Origin of the sequence: Pedobacter riviphilus, assembly GCF_014692875.1 — a bacterium.
In the GTDB taxonomy this organism is placed as follows: Bacteria; Bacteroidota; Bacteroidia; order Sphingobacteriales; family Sphingobacteriaceae; genus Pedobacter; species Pedobacter riviphilus.
In genome coordinates this window covers 3,293,198-3,313,908 of the sequence record NZ_CP061171.1, presented here as the reverse complement: position 1 = coordinate 3,313,908, position 20,711 = coordinate 3,293,198, and the positions used below count along the sequence as shown (strand labels likewise).

Sequence of the window (20,711 nt, the reverse complement as noted above, 5' to 3'; positions counted from 1 at the left end):
TTTAAAATAAAATAAGTAATGAACGAAATGCATTACTATTTGCCAACTGTTTTATGTTTTGTATTAATTGTTATCTTGCATTATATCTTACTAAAACGATTAAGTTGAATGAAAAATAGTATTTCTATATTATTGATAATATGCTTTTCGGCATTTTACGCGCAAAGCCAGGTAAATCTAAAAGCATTTAAAATCAACGGTGCTACCGTTTCTTCCAATCAAAAAGAACTCGTGCTTACCTGGCCTGCTGGTAAAGGGGCCTTTGGTAAAGTAATTTTAGACCTCGACAATAGCAAACCATTGTTTAAAAGTTTGCGGTTAGGTAAGCCAGGAGCCTTAAAAGAAGTGGCTGCCCATCTCGATCCTGCATTTGTGTTGAGAATAGGTAAACGCACCTTAAATTCAAACAGTGGAGGCTGGAACGTCTTTTTTGATCGGGTTCCAACAAGGCCATATACCACAAATATTGTAAAGTTTGCAAAAGGTGCAACCAGTGTTTCTACGAAAGGCTCACAAACTGTAGTGCGGATAAATGGAGTTCAATGCGAAACATTTAATGGTGCTTTGGAAATAACATTTTACAACGGAAGCCCTTTGTTTAATGTAGCTGCTGTGGTAGCTACCCCAAAAGATTCAACTGCTATTTTATACGATGCCGGATTGATAAGCAAAAAAGAGACCTGGGCTAACGTGGTTTGGTCTGACGTAAAAGGAAATCTTCAGCGCGAAAAGGCAGCACAAGCAGATCCAAGTAAAAATTTAGAAGTAAAATACCGCACAGTTATTGGCGAAAATACAGGTGGAAGTTTGGCTGTTTTTCCTGCCCCGCACCAATATTTTTATCCCTTAGATGAAGCCTTTAACCTTAAATTTACCTGGAAAGGGAGCAACTACTTAAATCTAATTCCCGATTTTGGCATCGGTATCCGTCAAGATCCTTTAGGAGATAAACGTTATGTGCCCTGGTTTAATGCACCCCCAAATACCCAACAGCGCCTTAATTTTTTCTGTTTACTGAGTGGCGGAAAAGCAGATACAGCCTTAGAGGAGGTTAAAAGGTTTACGCATAACGATACTTACGTGCCGTTAGCTGGTTATAAAACAATGGCCAGCCATTTCCATAATGAGTTTATTTCGGACGTAGTGCTGAGCGGAAAAACCGTACCAGAAAAGCCCGAATTTGTTGACGTATTGAAAAAAGCGGGTTTAAATATTGTTAAACTTGCCGAATTTCATGGACCAGGACATCCTAAAGGACCAGATTCTGTTCGTTTAAAAGAATTAGATGCCTTATTTAAACAGACCAAAAGGTTATCTGATCCTAATTTTTTATTGCTGCCGGGAGAAGAAGTGAATAATTTTTATGGTGGACACTGGCTGGCATTTTTTCCTAAACCAATTTATTGGATTATGTCTAGAAAAAGCGAACTGCCTTTCGAAACCAAGGACCCGAAATATGGTAAAGTTTACCGCATTAATGATAAAGCAGAAATGCTCAAATTACTGGAACAAGAACATGGTTTAGCCTGGACAGCCCATGCCCGAACAAAGGCTTCAACCGGTTATCCTGACAAATATAAAGAAGAAGACTTTTTTAAATCGGAGACTTTTATGGGGGCTGCATGGAAAGCGATTCCCGGCGATCTTTCTTTACCAACCTTAAGTAAAAGGGTATTGAACCTGATGGATGATATGGCCAACTGGGGTTTGAAAAAACACATTATTTCGGAGGCTGATATCTTTACCATCACCGAGCAAAATGAAATGTATGCACACTTAAACGTGAATTATTTACAGCTGGATAATGTACCCAACTATGCCGATGGCTGGCAGCCAGTTTTAGATGTAATGCGAAAGGGGAAGTTTTTTGTGTCGACAGGTGAGGTACTAATCCCGAGTTTTAATGTTAATGGAAGAGGTGCAGGAGAGACTTTGAAGGTTGATAATAGCGGAAAAGCAAAGATAAATATGCAGCTCAACTGGACATTCCCTTTAAGTTTTGTCGAGATTGTATCGGGCGATGGAGCAAAGGTTTACCGAAACCGTATTAATTTGAATGCTACACAGGCTTTTGGCAAAAAGAATTTTAGTTGGTCGGTAAATTTAAAAGGCCGCCATTGGGTAAGGGTAGAGGCCTGGGATATTGCTACCAATGGTGCTTTTACACAAATGGTTTGGTTGGAATAATGGTTTTTCATTATTCGCTGTGTCATCCTTGAGGGTTAATTTATTTTATAAAATCAATATGAGTGATATACAATTACTATACCGCATCATCTTTAAACCTTCTAATAGCGAGATAGAAAAAGGTAATAGAATATAAACCCGCTAACAATCCTGCACATATCGCTGATGGGGTAATCCCGAAATCGTGATTTTTAGGGAAAGAGAAGTGTAGTGCAAGCATCAAAGCAAATACAGCCAAAATACTATACAAACCATTTAATCCTGCTTTTTTCAATATAAAAGGGTAGCCCGTAATTTTTTCGTCTATTTTATAGTTTATGGCGCCTGAATGCTGCAGTTCTTTTATTTTCTTTAAAATATCAAGTGTAATCATAAACGGTAGCAATAACGACATGGGCAATAAAAACCTGGCCAGATTTTGCTCACCACTAAATAAGTGTACCGAATTTTGTGCTTTAAAAGCAAAATAAGGCACTACAGTATTTAATACCGTATTTGGAATAAGGTGTAAAAGCAAGTTTTTGCGCACAAATTTCCGCCAATTCGAAACCTTTGTCTGCTCGTCATACTCTACGTAATCAGACATTGGCCAACTCATTTAAATTTTCCTTAATCAATTCTATTACCCTGTCTTTGATCTGCCAGGCTTCAAATTCCCGAAGGAACGATTCGTTCGACATAAAAGAGAAATCCAGCTGTCCGTTAAAAGTGCTGCATACTAAAGTATTGGCGTTTTTCCATGGAAAAGCAACCGTGGGACTATAAATAGTTTCAATAGAAAAATTCTGATAATCCTTAGGGATGTTTAAAAGCCCCATATTACTGAGTGTAACATCGTGTGTACCCTTCGTTGTTTTCAAAAAGCCAATCATTTTATTTACCGATGAATGGAAATACTCGCTCATGTTTAACAAGTCGTGAACTTTCATTTCTGCTACTTTTGCTTCCAGATCGGTTTTTAAGCTTCTGGTTTTTGTCCAGAAATCATTTTCGCCTTGCGCTAGTTTTAACTCCACAATGGGTGCAAAGGCAAACATGGTATCTTGTTTTATGGCCTCCACAAATCGCCTGATATCAACCGGACAGATCACCTTGCCATGGGCTTTGCTGCCTTGTACATGTTTAAAAGCTTCCATAAAGGCCACACAGATGGCGGCGTGAACAGTAGTATTTTCTTCCTTACACTTAATTAATAGGTTTTTGGTGTCCTCTGCACTAACTTTCCAATGAACAGCATAGTTGCTTCTCTCTATGTTATTGTTTGAAGTAGATTTAAAAAAGAAAAACAAACGACCGAGCGCTGCAAAAATTTTCCCTTTAAAATGGCCCGCCTTGCTGATTACAAAATCTTCTGGTAACAGGTCGCGAACAGAAAGAAATGAAGGATATGGAGCCAGATCTTGTTCAGGATTATCAATCAGGGCCATTAGCTCACGCATCAGATTTAAAATGGTTGTTCCATCGCAAATACAGTGTGGAAGCACGAGCAAAAGATCTGATTCGATTTCGCCTTTTAACCAAACTAACCTAGCTAATGGCTCGTTTGGGGCATCAAAAAGTTTATACCACTCTATTTTTGATTGTTTTAACCAATCCTCCTCCGTTAAACGATCAGCAATTCTAACCGGTATTTTTCTGATGTTTTCGTTACGTACGAAATATGGTGTTTTACCTGTAGCATCGATATTCATTTGCAGCAGTGGATGTTTCTGCTGGATTTTAAACAGTGCCTTGTGCAAATTTTCTTCAATGATTTTGCCTGAAATCTTAGCGCCAAAAACACAGTTTAATGGTGTTTTGGCATCTACATGCATTATTCTTTCTCCTAAAATTAATCTTCTTTTCATGCGGTCGCAGTTAAAATCTCGATTGGTTTTTCAACCTGTTCTTTAAGGATAGCTATTACTTTTTCTTTTATGGCTTCTGCTTCTACAAAAGGAACATAACCTTCGCTAGCCACAAAGGTAAAATCCATTTGATTGCGGTAGGTCGAGGCAATCATGGTGGTCGTGTTGCCTAATGGCCCCATTACCGAAGGGCTGAATATGGTTTCTACCTCAAAGTTTTGATATTGGTACTCGATATCTATTTTCCCCAGGTTGGAAAACATACAATCGTTACTTGATTTTCCATACTTTAAGAAATTGGTGAAGTTTTTTAAGGCCGGGTGGCATGCTTCCATCATCATCATTAAACTATATGGATTTAGCTTGGCCGATTTATCGTTCACATCTTTTTGTAAGGCCTTCACATTATCAATAAAGTCTTTTTCTGGCAGCAGGGAAAGTACAATCATTAATCCGAAAGCAAAAATGTGGTCTTTTTTTATAATAGGATTAAAGTTCCGGATATCGACCGGAAGTGATATTTTATTAAATGCTTTTTCTTTTCTCACTTCTTTAAAGGCCGTTAAAACTGCGGCACTTAAGAGCGTATTTACCGTAAACTGATTGGCTTTGCAAAACTGGATGATCTGTGTAGTGAAATCCTGATCAAATTTCCAGCGGAGCATAAAATCTTTTTTTCGCTCTACAGCTATTTTCTTGATGGGGATAATCCAAAGCGCTAAAGTGGCAATTTTGCCAATCAGTCCGTTTTTGGTTCGGTTGCGGTAACTGTTCAATACCTTTTTCGGAATCACATCTTTTACACTCATAATTGGAATTTCTTTGCCAATATCGGTATCAGGGTTGTCCAAAAGTTGAAGCAGTTCTGTTAAAATAGAAAGCGCCGAAGTGCCATCGCAAAGACAATGGTGATAAACCATCAAAAATTCAGATACCTCTTTACCTTTAACCCATGTAATGCGACAAAGTGGTGCAATTGAAGCATCAAAAACGGTTTTCCATTCATAGGTAGATTCTTCCTCCCAATGCTCATCATTTAGCCTGTCTACAATGCGAATAGGGATTCTAAAATTTTCGGTAAGATTGGTGACAAACCAAGGCCTTTTATCTTCGTCAAAACGTATTGCGGCGGTTAACCAGGGATGTTTTTTTTGGATTTTGAATAAGGCAAACCTTAAATCGTCTTCCTTGATTTCTCCCCTGATTTTGAAAGGTATTACAATGTTAAACGGACTTTTTCCATCCCCGTATAACATCCTTTCGCCAAATAACAGTTTTCTTTTCATTTTTTAGTATTATAAAGGTTTCGTCATCCCGAATTTACGCGCTTCGTCATCCTGAATTTATTTCAGGATCTTAATAGCAGGAAAGATGCTGAAACGAGTTCAGCATGACGACCGTCCTTAGCGACCATATTGTTAAAGTTGACAACTATCCATTAAGCCGTTTCCACAGCTTGGGCTGTTTTTGCAAAATCTTCCAACAGTTGCACGGCCTTATCGTTACCGCCAGCTGCAATGAATGTTTCTTTTATTTTTTGAGCGGCCTGGCGATATTTCGGGTTTTCTAAAAGCTCAAAAACGGTATTTCTTAAATCGCTAATGCGTAAACGCTTGTAACGGATACTTATACCACAACCTGCCTGCTCAATTAATTTTGCAGTGTGAAAATGGTCGTAAGCAATAGGGGTAATCAACATTGGTAAACCATTGGTAAAAGTATCGTTTACCGTATTGAAACCGCCGTGGCAGATTACGGCATCCATATGCGGCATCAATTCTGATTGTGGCACAAAACCATTTACAATAAAGTTATCAGGCCATTTTTCGAAAATATCAGGATTGGTTGCGGCTACAATGGTTACAGGTTCGTTTTCGAAGGCGGTAATCAGTTTCTGGAAAAATTCCTTACGGATATCAACCAATAAAGTACCCAGTGATACAAATATTTTAGGCGTGGAGGCTTGACTTAAACGTTCCCAATCGAACGGGGCTAAATTTGGCCGGCCTTTTACCGGACCAACAAAATGCATGTGCGGTGGTTTTTCTTCAAACCCTGCAAATGCCTGTGAAGTGAAAACCATATTTAACTGGTGAGAATGGATATGGATATCATCACTATAGATACCCACTTCTCTTTGTAAACCTTTAATCAGATTTTGCTGCCACTCGAATATTTTAGGGGCGCTGTTTGCTGTATCGCCCATCACATCTGGTGGCACTGGGGTAGTGGTAACAGATGGTATGCCTTTTAAATGTGCACTTAAAGCGCCTGCAAAGGTAATACAGTCGTTAATAATTACATCGGGTTTCCAGGCGTCAACAAAGTTGTTCAGTCCTTTCATCATCATTTTGGCAAAAGGAACATAGGTTTCTTCGAGCGCAAGCTTCATTACCTCCGGACCAGAACACGCAGGGCCATCATCCTGGCGTTTTAAAATGCGTTGTATTTCACCAGCATACTCAGCCAAATCTTCTTCGGGATAAATAAATTCGCCACCTTCTGGCAAATGTACCTGTGCAAGAGGCGTAATACCCAACCATTTTACCTCATGGCCGCGGGCCAATAAACTGGCGCCAATACTTAATGTTGGACTAATATGACCGAAAAAAGGCGGGACAACGAAAAGGAATTTTGACATAATGTATAATTTAACTGATGAATACGTTTGATGTTTTGTTACTTAATGTTTCCAGTAAATCGGCAGCACTTTCTGTTCCGCCGGCCTCAATAAAGGATTTTTTAATCTGTTCTGCAGCGATTTTATAACTATCGTTCTGCAGCACTTTATTTACCGCTTCTTTAAGATGGCTGGCTTTAAAACGGTTAAAATTTAAGCGCTCTCCAGCACCAACCCTAAAAACACGTCCGGCAACATGGCTTTGATCGTAGGCAATCGGGATAACCACCATGGGCAGGCCATTCATTAGGGTTTCGCAAACGGTATTGTGTCCGCCATGGCAAACTACCGCATCTAGGTGAGGCAAAAGTTCCAATTGCGGTACCTGACGCTGTACTGTAAAATTAGCAGGCCATGCTTCAAATAAAGCGGGATCGGAAACCACCACCACATGGAGGTCTTCATTTGCAAAAGCTTCGATTACCTTGGCAAAAAAAGCTTTTTTATGTTCGTGATCGAAGGTGGTACCAATGCTCACCAATATTTTAGGCTGACTGGTATGAAATGCTTCCCAGCGAAAAGGAATAGAGGTTTTGCGGCGGTTAAAAACAGGTCCTACAAATTTAAAATGTTCAGGTAAATCCATCTCCCCGAAAAAATCGCGGGAGGTAAATACCAATGTAGCGAGATCAGAACAGGCAATGGAGCTGCTCGTGGTGATACCGAATTCTTTTTGCAGGGCTACAATCTGGTTCACTTCCCATTCGTGCACTTTCGGTAATTCATCCATTACTTTTATAGCAGCCGGAGCAGTAACAGAAGTAACATAAGGGTAATTTTTGTTGGTTGCTGCAATGGCACCTGCAAACATCTGATGATCGGTAATCACCAGATCAGGCTTAAACTGATCGAGTAGATCGGCAATGCCTTCGTAACTATGCCTGTTTAAGGGGATCAGTACCTCTTCGTACAGGAATTTGATACTATCAATGCCGTAAACAATCTTTTTCGTGATGATATCGAGGTATTTTTCTGAATCTTTTTTTTGCTGGTCGTTCTGGTCGTAGCTGATTGCGAGCAACTCGCCGCCCTCAGGAAGTTTATCGCCTAGTGATTGATCTAAAGTAATCCATGCTACACGGTGGCCTCTATCCAGTAAAGCTGCACCCATGCTTAAAGTTGGGTTGATATGGCCGGTAAGGGAGGAACTACAAATACGAATTTTGCCATCTGTGTTTAGTTTTATGTTTCCTGGAAGAAGTTTAATAATGATTCTGCAATAACTAGTGGTTGCTGAATGGGGATATTATGATCGCCGGGTACAGCAATTAACGAAGCATTTTCAATCAATCCATCTAATTGTTTGCCTGCACTAAGGCAATTGGAATCGGTACCATAAAGCAATAGTGTACTCTTTTTTATCGTTTCAATTGCCTTACTGCCAAAAAAATCTTTTTCAAGCACCATGTCGGTTTTAATCGATGTTTGATAAAAGAGGTACTCGTACATGCGGTGGTTGCGCTCCATCTGCCTTTTGCCCATTTTCACTTTGGTGGTATCGGTAAAATTTTCGACGTAATGCTCCAAAAACTCGCGGCTGTACTCATCAATGATGCCCCTTGTTTTATCATCGTTCGGATCCGGTGCTTCTATTACAGCAAGCTTGTTGATCCGCTCAGGAAAACGGATAGCCATTTTTAAGGCAATCAATCCACCGAAACTATAACCACCTAAATGCACCTGTTGTAAGTTTAATGCCTCCATTAGTGCCAAAAGATCGTTGGTCATGCTTTGCAGATCGTAGCCTGTTAATGCCTTTTCGCTCATGCCATGGCTTTTTAGATCATATAGTACTACATGATATTTTGTGGCCAGAAGCGGTGCAATATTAAAATAATAGACAGATAGGTTACTGAACATCCCGTGAACCAAGATGATGGTTTCAGCAGCTTCTTTATTGAGCTCCTGAACGTGAACCGATTTGCCGTTTACTGTTATGATTGGCATTCTTCGATATAAGAGATGATCATGCCTAAGTTTAAGTTGATCAGCTGATCTAAGTCCATTGAAGATAACCAGCCAGTAAAATCAATCTGATCACCGAAGTGTGCTTTGATTTTTTCGGAGAAGGATACAATTTCGATGCTATCCATTTCCAGATCTTTGGTGAAAGAACTTTCAGGGGTGATATCCATTTCTTCAACAAATTCTTCGCCGATTACTTCGGTGATAAATTGTTTCATGAGGTTGAAAATTTCTTCGCTGCTTAATTTTGTAGTTATAGTGTCCATCCGATGATATAATTTTTATGTTTGATTGTTTTGATTGTGATGTTGTTGATGCGTAATTCTTCGCCATTGATTTCTTCAATGGTATAAGCTTTTGGATTGCCTTGTAGGCCTTTGCCCAGGTATTTCCCATAAGCTTCTTTGGCTACCCAAAAGCGGGTTGCCCATTCTATTTTTTCGCGGCTTTCTAACAGAGCCATTTCATGATCGTTAAAAACAAGATCAAAGAAACCCGCGCTCCGTTCTTCAATATGTTCGATATCGATACCAACCGGTTCGTTAAAACGCGCTATACCAACGGCATCAGTTCCCTTATGGGCAATGGAGATATTGATGTTATCTGTTAAGCCGCCCTTAACATAAGGTTTGCGGTATTCATCCGAATAAATTTCGAAGGTGATGGGATAACAGGCTTGATTTTTCTGTGTATTCAATAAATTCCGTACAGCATCTTTTGCGGCTACGCGGCTGATCATCCAGGTTCTTCTTTTATTCGGCAGTAAGTTATTGTGGTGTTTTTTCTCGGTCTGGTTAAAATATCTTTTTAGAATAAAATCCCATGAAACCACACGCGAATAAGCGTTGCCAAAAAGAAAAACACCCGGTGCAACTTCTTCTGATAAACGGTTATGGAGGGGCGACATCGAAACGTTCCATAGCGGTTCGTCTATCTCGAGCCTGCGATTTTGCCAGCCGGTGATGATGAGCCAGGTAATGCCATCTCTTTTCATCACGATATCTGCAGTGGCAAATTCATCGTTAATTTCGGTGAGTACACAGGTACATTCGAATTGTCCTTTTTGGTCGGCCATATCGCCAAAGAATTCTATTTCCTGAATTTTAACCGGGAAAGCAATCCTATCTTTTTCTAAAGTGAGCTGCAGCCATAAACCAAACAGTTGACCTGCATTATCAAGCAATGAGCCTTTTCCGCCTGATGCTTCGATGATGCCTGTGATTCCTTTTTCACCAACTGCGGTCAGTTTTTTGATGCCCTGGTAATCTGGTCCGTGGAACATGTGTGCATCATAAATCTGTGCAGCAGTACGGTCGATATCCAATAATTTTCCAATATCGAAAGTTCTGTTTGGAGCGGTACTTAACTGCGCAGCCAGCTGCACTTCTGCATTTGCAAAACGCTCCAGATTAAGGTAAACCCTTTGCTCGTCTTTCCACTCACCAGTTACGGTTTCCTGGAAAGGTTTAACCACGTTCATCCATTGGAAAACCCGCATGTTCATGATTTTCTGTACCTTTTCTTCCGGCGACTGTGCATTGGCGATTTCGGCAAATACTTCAAAAATCATGGTCATCGGGATTACCGGGTCCATATCTTCAACCGTTGGCCAACCTTTTGGTTGCCTTAATAGCGAGTGATCGATAAGGTAAGGACAGTTATCCAGGCTTACATCAAGTTTTTGGCTAAAGGGTTGTCTGACAGGTTTTATTGGTTTAGCAGGTGCCCAATTGCTTGGCCGATCAATCTGGAATGCAGCATTTTCGAACAAATCGATCATTTCGCTCTGCATGTTGATCATTTCCAGTACATTCTCATTAAAGGCCTGTAAAACGGGATGTTTAGCCTCCACAAAAGTTTTGGGTTGTATGGGCTGAGCTTGTTTAATGGTTAAACCTTTAAGCGTTTGCAGGTTATGGATAATCGGTGAACCCAGTTCGAGTTTAATGCCTTTGTTTTTTTGCGGTGGAGTTGATTTGATGTTGCCCAAATAATTTAGGCCAATTTCTTTTCCTTCAATAAAAAGTGCGGCCAAAACCCTTTGCAACTGCGTAATGCCCGAACGGATCGGCACATTGGCACTAATGGTGCTAAAATCTTTCCCTTTCAGTGTATCGTCAATAAAACCAACTAAACCACCAGAACCCACCTGGATAAATACGCGTGCACCCTCAGCATACAGTTTTTCGGTGAGTTCACGGAAACGTACCGGTTTAATCAGGTGTTCGGCACTTAACTGGCGGATAGCTTCAAAGCCTTCAGGGTAAGTTTCTAAAGTGGTCGCCGACCAAAGCGGAATAGTGGTTTTCCGGAACTGCATATCCTGCATGCCTTCGAGGATCAAGCCCAGTTTATCGGCCACAAATGGAGAGTGGAAACCTGATTGAAAAGGCAAAATCTGATGAAAAATCTGTTTCACCTTCAATATCGGAACCAATTCATCCAATGCAGTTTTACTGCCACAAAGAATTACCTGTTGCGGGCAGTTATCGTTTGAAAGATATAAATCGGGAATACTTTCTAAAATTGGCTGAAGCGTATCTAAACCACAACCCACAGCAATAAAGCGCGAGTCTTTCAATTCGAAAGTTTCGGGGTTGAGTACGCTCAGTAAATTCATTACCGAACTTTCTTCCGCTAATTCCGAAGATCTTGCCGCAAGCCATTCGCCAAGGCTGTGCCCTGCGTTCATATCAGATTTAACGCCCAATTGTTTTAAAGCCTGATCTAAAACACTGCTTTTGTTCAGTATATTGAGTGCTTCGCTTAAAAGGCCATCTTGTTTCTCGTTTTCGTCGATACTAATGTTGAAATAATCAGCTACCGATTTGATTTCGCCGCCAGCAAGCCCGTCTAGACCGGGGAAAACAAAGGCTATTTTACCATCATTCGCCAATAATGGTGCATTGGTGTACCAGATGTCCTGTTTATTTCTCCAGGGAGAATTTTTAGCTACAATTTTTAAGGCTTTTTTGATTCTTTCAGGACTAGGGTTAAACAATACCAAGCGGAAATTTCCACTCCCAACGCTATAATCGCCGTTTTCGAGCGATTGGATCAAAGCCTCATGACTTGGTCTCGCAATTACCAATACCTCATCTTTTTTTGGAGCATCGTAAGCGGTTAACACCACGTGGGCGTTAATCCCTCCGAAACCAAACGCATTTACGGCCGCCAGTTTGGGTAAACCCGATTGGTTCCAGTCTATCGCTTTTTGCACGGCAGAAAAACGGGTTTCGGCCAATTGCGATACAGGTTCATCGCAATGTAAAGTAGGAGGGATGATTCCATGATATAAAGCCAGACTCGACTTGATCAGGCCTGCTATACCTGCTGCGGGCATGGCATGGCCGATGTTTGATTTAACAGAGCCGATACCTGCTTTCGGCAGATCGGCATCCTGACCGAAAAACTGCTTTAAGGTTTCTACCTCTGTTTTATCGCCTAGTGGTGTACCTGTACCATGGGCTTCTAAATAGCCGATATTTTTACTTTCCAGTTCTGCATTTTTCCAGGCTTCGGAAATGGCTTTCAACTGGCCTTTAACCGATGGACTCATTACGCTGGTTCCACTGCCATCGCTGCTAATGCCTACACCTTTAATTACCGAATAAATTTTATCCTGATCTCTGATGGCATCTTCGAGGCGTTTAAGCACCACAAAACCACAACCCTCGCCAATAATCAATCCATCAGCGTTTTGATCGAAAGGTTTTATTTTTTCCTGTTTGGATAAAGCACCCAATTGGGAGAATATACTCCAAAAAGCTGCATTCTGACCTAAATGTACACCGCCAGCAATAATCATATCACAGCGGCCACTATTCAGTTCCTGTACGCCGTGATCTACTGCAATAAGTGAACTGGCACAGGCAGCATCCAGAGTAAAGGCTAAGCCGCCTAAATTAAGGCGATTGGCTACCAGCGAGGCTACTAAATTAGGGATCAATCCCATTGCGGTATCAGCACTAAAACGACCTTTGCGCAATTGAAACTCGTGTTTTACCTTTTCAATTTCAGCTTCGGTAAGTTGTGGCATCAAGTCTTTTAATATACTCGAAATCTGTTCGCCTGTCCTTACAATTTCTATCGCACGGGTTGCACCCGGACCTACATAATTGCCTTTACCGATAATGATCCCTGTTTTATCGAGCGAGTACTTTTTTTCAAATACTGCCGCATCTTCCAGCGCCTGGTGAACCAGATCTAAGGTTAAGAGATGATCGGGTTCTGTACCTTCAACTGCTAAAGGTAAAATCCCAAACCGCTGTGGATCGAATTGATGATCGGGGATAAAGCCACCACGGTTGCAATAAAAACGATCAACGCCACCCAGGTTTTTGTCGAAATGCACGGGATCAATCCGATCAGCCGGAACCTGCTGTGTAGAATCTACCCGGTTTATAATATTTTCCCAAAAGGTCTGCATATCTTTCGCACCCGGAAAAATGCATGACATTCCAATAATTGCTACATCGCTTTTCTTCATCTGCTGTTTGGTTATGCGATTTTCTATGTCCAGGTGTTTCCGGCCATAATTAATACCTGGCTTTCTTTACCATATTTAAGTTCGTTCAGGAAAGTTTCCATCCCATCCTGTAAAGGGATCAAGGCAATTCCCCTCCGTTGGTATTCTTTCTCTAATGTTGGCGAAACCATACCTGCACCTTTCCAAGGGCCCCAGTTAATGGCCATTACCTTCCCTTGAATCTTCTGTTTCAAGGCCCAGGCATATTTATCCATTACACTGTTTGCCGCTGCATAATCGGTTTGCCCGCGGTTTCCATAAACAGAAGCAATGCTCGAGAAAAGGATTACAAATTGGGTTTCTGGCCTTAATTGTTCAGCCAATACCCTTAATGGGGTTACTTTGGTATCGAAAACACGTCCGAATGATTCAGAGGTTTTACTGCTGAATAGTTTATCTTCCAATAAACCTGCACCATGTACCACGCCATCTATGCGACCATAATCTTCGTAAACCTGATTAATCAAACGGGTTAAAGCTTCTTCATCTTTAAGGTCTAAGGATTCGTAAACTACCGTCGATCCACCTTCTTCTAAAGTTGCAATGCAGCGTAAAATCTGGTTGTTTTTGTAAATCCTATTTGTTTCCTGTTCTATCTCGGCAGGTTTTTTAATCTCTCCCTGTTTAATTAAGTACTGTCTGATCTCATCTTTGGTTTTTAACGAGGAGCTGGCTTCATTTGCAGAGGCGATTGGATTTGCAGAACGGCCTACCAGAATGTACCTGCAAGGATAATCTTTTGCGAAATGGATCATCAGTTCGGCGGTTATACCTTGCGCACCACCTAAAACCATCACTACCGCATCTTTATCCAAATGGATGTGGGCATCCGTTTCGGTACTTAAAGGTTGCGGTACCAGTTCCATAATATGCCTTTTATGGTCATTGTAAATAATCTCTGAAGGTTTATCTGGATTCAGGATTTCGTTTAAGGTAATATTGGTAATTTCATCTGGCGACATCTTGGTTTCGAGACTAATGAAACGGCATTTGGTATGCTCGTATTCGCGGTCTAAACTTTTAAAGAAGCCCGAATAACCTTGATAATTTCTCAAGAAAGAAATATCAGATTGATCGTTAAAATACTGTTTGGTATCTGCAATCAGGTACACCCATTTTACGGTATCAAAATTTAGTTTTTTAATGGTTGCGAAATGATCGAGAATGCCTACTTTTTGCTGTGCTTCGAACATGTTCAAGATGATGAGGCCCTGATAGCCATCCAATGAGTCTTCAAAGCTCACCAGATCGGCAATGGCACCATGTTTTTCCAACACTTTCTTGATTTTGATCGCCTGTCCGCCACCATCATCGGTTAAGGCAAAACGCTGGCCTTTTAAAATAGCTGCTTCGGTAATGGTAAGTGCAGCAGGAGTTAGCTCAAATCTTAAACGGGATAATTTTTCTTTAACCGTTTGATCATCGATGCTCTCCTCAATAAGCTTTTTTGCTTCGGTAAGCACCTCCGAGCTTTCTGCTTCAACATCTGCAATCCAGTTAACCAGTGCATTTAAGGTTTTGATAGCGGCCAGTTTCTCCATTAAATCATCAGCTTGGTCGCTTTGTGAACCAAATCCAATTTTTTCTTTTAAAGAGGAGATAATTTCCATCCGTTTGATCGAATCGATACTTAAATCAGCTTCAAGATCCAAATCCATGCCCAGCATTTCTTTAGGGTAACCCGTTTTTTCACTCACTACATCAAGAATGGCTGATTTTAACTGATCTAATGAAAATTTTGTCTGTTCTGCCTGGATTGTTGGAGCTACTGCTATGGCAGGTGTACTAACCGCTTTTGGTTGTTCGGTGTTTTCTGTAATCCAGTTTACCAGGCTGCTTAAGGTTTTTAGCCCGGCAAGCTGTTCCATAATTTTATCTTCTGGGAGGTTCAGTTGAGAAAAACCACCCAGTTCGGTACGTAAAGCACCTATAATTTCGACGCGTTTGATCGAATCGATACTTAAGTCGGCTTCAAGATCCATTTCCATACCCAGCATTTCCTGCGGATAGCCGGTTTTATCGCTCACGATCTGCAACAGCACCAATTTTAAATCTTTTTGTGCAGCTACAGGTGTTATTACCTCAATTTGTGGTATTTCCTGTTTGACCGTGATCTGATTTTCGGTACGAAGCGGTTGAGGCACCTGATATGATGTTAAAGGCTGATTAATGATTTGCGTAGACATCGCGGGCGCCTGTCCTAAAAAGGAAAGCATCACATCACGTTGTGCCTGGATCAGCATTTTCATGCTGTGCAGGTACTCCTGCATCATCAAGTCTTTGGATGAGTTATTAACTTGTTGATTTTCAGTTAGTGTAGAGGTGTTATTCATAAGGATAATCGGTTTAGTAATAGGGGATGCACCATTTGCAGGAAGTTTACCTGTTGATGGAACAGCATGCTGACCATTTACATACCAAATGGCAGGACTTTTTTTGTAAATTGAGGGTTCGTCGAGATTGATGATTTTAACTGAACGCCCTTCGAATAATTTTTCGAGCTTGATTTCGCGACCTGTAGCCATGTAGCCAGCAAGTGTACCCAGTAAATTGCTGAGTTTGTTCTGACCTTGATCTTCGGTATGTAAAATCACTTCGTCTTTGCCGACGCAGGATTTGGTTAATCCGCTTAGCACCTTGCCAGGGCCAACTTCTACGAAAACCCTGGCTCCGGCAGCATACATATCCCTAAGCTCATCAACAAAAAGGACAGGTTTTATTAAATGGTCGGTCAAACGTTCTTTTACAGCGGCAGCTTCAGTTGGGTATTCTTTTGCCGTGGTGTTAGACCATACCGGAATTTTTAGATCATTAAAGTTTACGCCAGAAAGCACTTGTTGGTAAAGCTGTTTCGATTTGGCCACCAATGGACTGTGGAAAGCACAGGCCACTTCAAGCGGGCGGAAAGATATTTTGGCTTCTTTTAGTACTGCTGCTAATTTTCCGATGGCTTCAGTGCTGCCAGCAATTACACATTGGGTTGGCGCATTAAAATTTACCGGATAAACAGAGGCAATATCGCCCAAGTATTGCGCAAGATCTTCCGGTTTTGCACTCACGGCAAGCATGGTACCCGGATCTCCATTTTCAACAGCATTTAAAATGGCTTTTGCCCGTTCTGCACTCAGGTAAACCAAGGCTTCTTCCTCAAAAGCGCCAGCAAAACAAAGTGCTGGTAATTCTCCATAACTGTGGCCGGCAACCATATCAGGCACAATACCCAATGATTTTAAGAAGTTGGCAATGGCCAGATCAACAATACCCAATAGCGGTTGTGCCATGCGGGTATCTTTTATGCGTTCTTTTTGTGCTTTCGCATCTGCATCATTGAATACAGTATTTGGGAAAAGGATTTTTTCATATTCAGGATAAGCTTTCAACAGTTTTCTCATTTCAGGAAAAACCACAAAAAGATCCCTTGCCATATTTATCCGCTGGCTTCCCTGCCCCGGGAACATGAAAGCAACCTTGCCATCCTGTTTTTGGGTAAGGTAAGTATCTTTACTTTCTACACCAGATAGAACAAGATCGATTTTCATTACCAGATCCTCCGCGTGGTTGGCAACGATGCTCAATTGAACAGGTTTGGTATCTGCAGTTGCTAAACTATAGGCAATATCTTTCAATTCGATCTGATCGTTCAGTTCTAAGAGATTTTTTACCGAGATTACGCGATTTTTAGCTTCCTCATAGGTATTGCCCCTGAAAACAAAAAGTTCAGATGGCCACGATTTTAATATCGAATTTTTATCTTCTGTATTTTTTGCGCTTTCTAATACCGCATGGAAATTTGTTCCACCAAAACCAAAGGCACTAACGCCAGCATATCTTTTTTCTTCCATCCATAAACCAGCTTCGGTATGGAAAGCGAAAGGACTGGTTTGTGCATTATAAAAGCTGTTAGGGGTTTTTAAATTAATAGTAGGTGGTTTAATGCCATGGTAAACCGATAATGATGCTTTGATTAATCCCGCAATACCGGCTGCACATTTGGTATGGCCGATCTGCGTTTTCACAGAGCCTAAATGCGTTTGTCCGGCGGTTGCACCCGATTGGTTGAGCATATCGGTTAATGCGCTGATTTCTGTTTTATCGCCTACCACAGTACCTGTACCATGTGCTTCTACCAAACCAATCAAAGAAGGTGTAATCCCAGCCTGACTATAAGCCCTTTCTAATGCATTTACCTGTCCGTTTTTGCGTGGTGCAGTTAAACCAAGGCTTTTGCCATCGCTCGATCCGCCAACACCTTTAATAATAGAATAAATGGTATCACCATCGCGTAAAGCATCATCATATCTTTTTAATACGATCATGGCAATACCTTCGCCAAGTGCAATTCCATCTGCTTCAGCATCAAAAGTGGCGCACCTTCCTTTTTTAGAAAGGGCATGTGTACTCGAGAACATGAGGTAATCGTTAATACCATTATGCAAATCCGCTCCTCCAGCCAAAACCATATCCGATTTCTCTAAAAATAACTCTTGGCAGGCCAGATCGATTGCAGCAAGCGAAGAAGCACAGGCCGCATCAACAGTGTAATTTCTGCCGCCCAGGTTTAACCTGTTGGTGATTCTGCCTGAAATTACATTCGCCAAAATACCAGGGAAAGAATCTTCGGTTGTTTTTGGTAAGGCAGCATCTACTTCAGCCGGCATATCGCCAAACATCTGCTTGTAATAGCCCCTAAAACTATAGCTGTTGGCGAGGTCGTTTCCACCTTCGGCACCAATAATTACCGAAACATTTTCATTGTCTACACCACCATCAGCATAACCTGCATGCTGCATGGCCTGTTTGGCCACCATTAAGGTAAGTAGTTGGGTGGGTTCTATAGCTGCAAGCGACTGTGGCGGGATACCAAATTCTAAAGGATCAAAATCTATTCTTGGTATAAAACCGCCCCATTTTGAGTGCGACATATCGCCATCAGTAGAATCAGGGTTATAATACAGTTCTTTATTCCATCTTTCATCCGGCACTTCCGTTACCGAATCCTTGCCCAAAATAATGTTGCGCCAGTATTCTTCGAGGTTTTTAGCGCCCGGGAAAATACAGGCCATACCTACAATGGCCACATCAAGTGCTTTTGCCTTGTTAACAGGAGGTGCAGGAAGTGTGGCATTTAAAATGTGCGTATAGTTTTCGTTGGCTACATCCTGATGAAGATCAAGCAACGACATCACCTCTTTATGCATAGGTGCAATCTGGCCGATCATGTACATGCCCAGGTCAGTTTGTTCAGCTTCGTCGATTTTTACCAGTTCATCGCCACGTCTTTCTATACCCTTTGCAGCAATACGTAAACGGCCAACATTTAATGTTTCCAGTTTCGACCAGATTTCTTTTTTATCCATTCCCTCAGCCTGTAACTTCTTTTTTTCTTCGTTAAAGAAAGTGGCAAATGAAGAGTTTAAACACCTGGTTTCGTGTCCTGGCGCAGTTTCGAGCAAAACGGTTTCGTTTGCCTGCATAGCCTCCTGCTGGAATTTATCTAAAATGGCACCCGTACTAACAGCTTCTTTGGTGTATAAGTATGCCGTGCCCATTAATACACCAATTTTCATTCCTTTAGCGGCCAAAGGAGCAGCCATTACCGAAATAAATGCAGTAGAAAAAGCATCATGGATACCGCCGGCAAAGAAAACGCTAATATTTTCCGGATTTTCTTCTTTTAACAAACGTTCGATCTGTTTTTCCCACAATACCATGCTAGATAGTGGGCCGACGTGACCACCACATTCGCGACCTTCGAATACAAAGCGTTTAGCACCTTCTTTTAAAAACATATCTAAAAGCGAGGCAGAGGGCACATGGAGAAAGGTTTTGATGCCCGCTTTTTCAAAAGGTTTAGCCTGCGAAGGCCTTCCACCGGCAATTAACAGAACAGGAGGTTTTGCATTTAAGATATATTCCTGTTGTTCATCTCTAAGCTCTTGTGGTGCAAAACCTAAAATACCTACCCCCCAGGTTTTTTCGCCTGCCAATTTTTTAGTTTCATCAATCAGGCCTTTTGCCGATGCTCCTTTTAATAAGGATAAGGCAATAAACGATAAGGCTCCAGCTTCCGAAACGGCATCAGCAAATGGAGCAACATCGCTTACCCTGGTCATAGGGCCCTGCGCAATAGGGTAGGTGATATTTAAATCTTTGGCCAACGAATTGTTTGCCTTTATTACATTGATGGCTTTGGCTTGTTTTAAATGGCCATATATGGCCTCTTTTATTCCAAAAACCAGTTTATCGAGCTTTTTGTATTTAGTTACCAGATCAATCGATAAGGCAATATCCTGACCCATTGGAAGGTAATTGGTTTCCAGGTCGTAACCTTTAAAGTACTTTTGAAGATCATTATAATCTATATCTTCTGCCAATGCCGGTGAATTGGGACGGGCCAATATGCGGCAATTATCAATCAGTTTGGTTTCAGTTCCGCTTAACTTACCACAAATAGTTTTTAAATCTTCAGGAGCTGAACATTCTGGAAATAAGGTAAGTTGGCTATCTAAAATGATTCCCGCTGCGCCTTGTGCCATTAAAGCGGCTGCCGTGTGAATACCTACGCCCCCCTGAATCCAAACCGGAATGGAAGAAATTTCTTTAATAATCCGCTGAAAAAGAACAAAAGAAGATTCGTATGCTACGCGGCCGGCACCTTCATTTCCTTTTACAATAATTCCATCCGCACCGTTTGCCTGGGCAGCTAATGCCGATTGAAGGTCGTAAACCTGATAGATAATTTTTGCAGTTGTTTTACGTTTCAGCACGAAATCATAAGGTGCAATAATTAAGCTTACTTGTGCTGGAAGATCAATATTTGCTAATTCTGTTGAATTGATGCTAACACCGAAATCTGATATGCCTACTTCTATTAGGGCTTGAAGGGCTTTTTCAGCTTCATTTTTACTATGTCCAAGACTGAGAACCGGAAAGCAATCTGCTTTTTGTAAATTGGAAACCAATCTACTGTCAGGGATTTCGAAGGGAGTTACTCCAATAATGGCGTGTTTGTTCATGGCTTTAGATTTTGATTCTAATCTTCTGTTTGGTGGATGATTTAAGTGAGGCATAATGGTTCTTTATGCTCACCGTAATACGCAATAACACAGGTTTTTAGCGCTGCAATTAGTGTGTATGATTAATTAGACTAATATACGACTTGGTTAAGTCAAATTGTTTCAAAAATTTATAAATGAATGAACTGAACAGGCGCTTGAAAAGTGCCTTGTTTTTTCATTAAAAAATGAATTTTATGAACAAAATTCTCATTAATGTATTTAATTATGCTTCTTAATATGGTTTATTTTAATTTCATATACAAAAGAAGCGGCCTTACATTGGGTTAATATTAATAATGGGTTAATTTATGAATTATTTTTGTAATTAGTTGATTTATTATGTTTTGTGTTGATGTTTTTTTTGTTTTTTTATTAAAAAAGTGTCAAATTTTAATTCGTTTTGATCTGAAGAATAGTGTTTTTAATGTTATCCAATTGTATTTGTT

Annotated in this window: 10 protein-coding genes; 1 reads left to right on the top strand and 9 read right to left on the bottom strand. The window is 40.9% G+C overall.

Features of this window, described 5'->3' with window-relative positions:
* Positions 1-108 precede the first annotated feature (108 nt).
* On the top strand, positions 109-2,187 hold the full coding sequence (locus H9N25_RS13460; RefSeq protein ID WP_190326232.1) for a CehA/McbA family metallohydrolase domain-containing protein: 2,079 nt from the start codon (positions 109-111) through the stop codon (positions 2,185-2,187).
* A 76-nt stretch (positions 2,188-2,263) separates the two neighbouring features.
* Here the strand turns inward: H9N25_RS13460 and H9N25_RS13455 are convergent, their stop codons facing one another.
* From H9N25_RS13455 to H9N25_RS13415, 9 genes are all read right to left on the bottom strand, one after another.
* On the bottom strand, positions 2,264-2,773 hold the full coding sequence (locus tag H9N25_RS13455) for a hypothetical protein (protein ID WP_167295265.1): 510 nt from the start codon (positions 2,771-2,773) through the stop codon (positions 2,264-2,266).
* Positions 2,766-4,034: a hypothetical protein gene (locus H9N25_RS13450; protein WP_190326231.1), complete on the bottom strand. Its 1,269-nt coding sequence runs from the start codon at positions 4,032-4,034 to the stop codon at positions 2,766-2,768. The genes H9N25_RS13455 and H9N25_RS13450 overlap by 8 nt, the downstream gene beginning before the upstream one ends.
* A complete protein-coding gene (locus H9N25_RS13445) occupies positions 4,031-5,320 on the bottom strand; it encodes a condensation domain-containing protein (RefSeq protein ID WP_190326230.1) in 1,290 nt (429 codons plus the stop codon). Before H9N25_RS13445 ends, H9N25_RS13450 begins: the two co-directional genes overlap by 4 nt.
* A 152-nt stretch (positions 5,321-5,472) precedes the next feature.
* On the bottom strand, positions 5,473-6,675 hold the full coding sequence (locus H9N25_RS13440; RefSeq protein WP_190326229.1) for a glycosyltransferase: 1,203 nt from the start codon (positions 6,673-6,675) through the stop codon (positions 5,473-5,475).
* Positions 6,676-6,685: 10 nt separating this feature from the next.
* On the bottom strand, positions 6,686-7,825 hold the full coding sequence (locus H9N25_RS13435) for a glycosyltransferase (protein ID WP_255524464.1): 1,140 nt from the start codon (positions 7,823-7,825) through the stop codon (positions 6,686-6,688).
* Positions 7,826-7,896: 71 nt separating this feature from the next.
* Positions 7,897-8,661: an alpha/beta fold hydrolase gene (locus tag H9N25_RS13430; protein ID WP_190326228.1), complete on the bottom strand. Its 765-nt coding sequence runs from the start codon at positions 8,659-8,661 to the stop codon at positions 7,897-7,899.
* Positions 8,649-8,897, bottom strand: coding sequence for a phosphopantetheine-binding protein (locus H9N25_RS13425; protein WP_223833381.1), 249 nt, complete (start codon positions 8,895-8,897; stop codon positions 8,649-8,651). Before H9N25_RS13425 ends, H9N25_RS13430 begins: the two co-directional genes overlap by 13 nt.
* A gap of 35 nt (positions 8,898-8,932) precedes the next feature.
* Positions 8,933-13,168, bottom strand: a complete 4,236-nt coding sequence (locus H9N25_RS13420) for a type I polyketide synthase (protein WP_190326227.1) — start codon at positions 13,166-13,168, stop codon at positions 8,933-8,935.
* 23 nt (positions 13,169-13,191) lie between these two features.
* Complete coding sequence (locus H9N25_RS13415; RefSeq protein ID WP_223833380.1) at positions 13,192-20,277, bottom strand: type I polyketide synthase; 7,086 nt, start codon at positions 20,275-20,277, stop codon at positions 13,192-13,194.
* Between the last annotated feature and the right edge of the window lie 434 nt (positions 20,278-20,711).

Coding starts and splice junctions, on each gene's coding strand:
- H9N25_RS13460 (WP_190326232.1), top strand. CDS start 109: ATGAAAAATAGTATTTCTATATTATTGATAATATGCTTTTCGGCATTT.
- H9N25_RS13455 (WP_167295265.1), bottom strand. CDS start 2,773: ATGTCTGATTACGTAGAGTATGACGAGCAGACAAAGGTTTCGAATTGG.
- H9N25_RS13450 (WP_190326231.1), bottom strand. CDS start 4,034: ATGAAAAGAAGATTAATTTTAGGAGAAAGAATAATGCATGTAGATGCC.
- H9N25_RS13445 (WP_190326230.1), bottom strand. CDS start 5,320: ATGAAAAGAAAACTGTTATTTGGCGAAAGGATGTTATACGGGGATGGA.
- H9N25_RS13440 (WP_190326229.1), bottom strand. CDS start 6,675: ATGTCAAAATTCCTTTTCGTTGTCCCGCCTTTTTTCGGTCATATTAGT.
- H9N25_RS13435 (WP_255524464.1), bottom strand. CDS start 7,825: ATGGGTGCAGCTTTACTGGATAGAGGCCACCGTGTAGCATGGATTACT.
- H9N25_RS13430 (WP_190326228.1), bottom strand. CDS start 8,661: ATGCCAATCATAACAGTAAACGGCAAATCGGTTCACGTTCAGGAGCTC.
- H9N25_RS13425 (WP_223833381.1), bottom strand. CDS start 8,897: ATGAAACAATTTATCACCGAAGTAATCGGCGAAGAATTTGTTGAAGAA.
- H9N25_RS13420 (WP_190326227.1), bottom strand. CDS start 13,168: ATGAAGAAAAGCGATGTAGCAATTATTGGAATGTCATGCATTTTTCCG.
- H9N25_RS13415 (WP_223833380.1), bottom strand. CDS start 20,277: ATGCCTCACTTAAATCATCCACCAAACAGAAGATTAGAATCAAAATCT.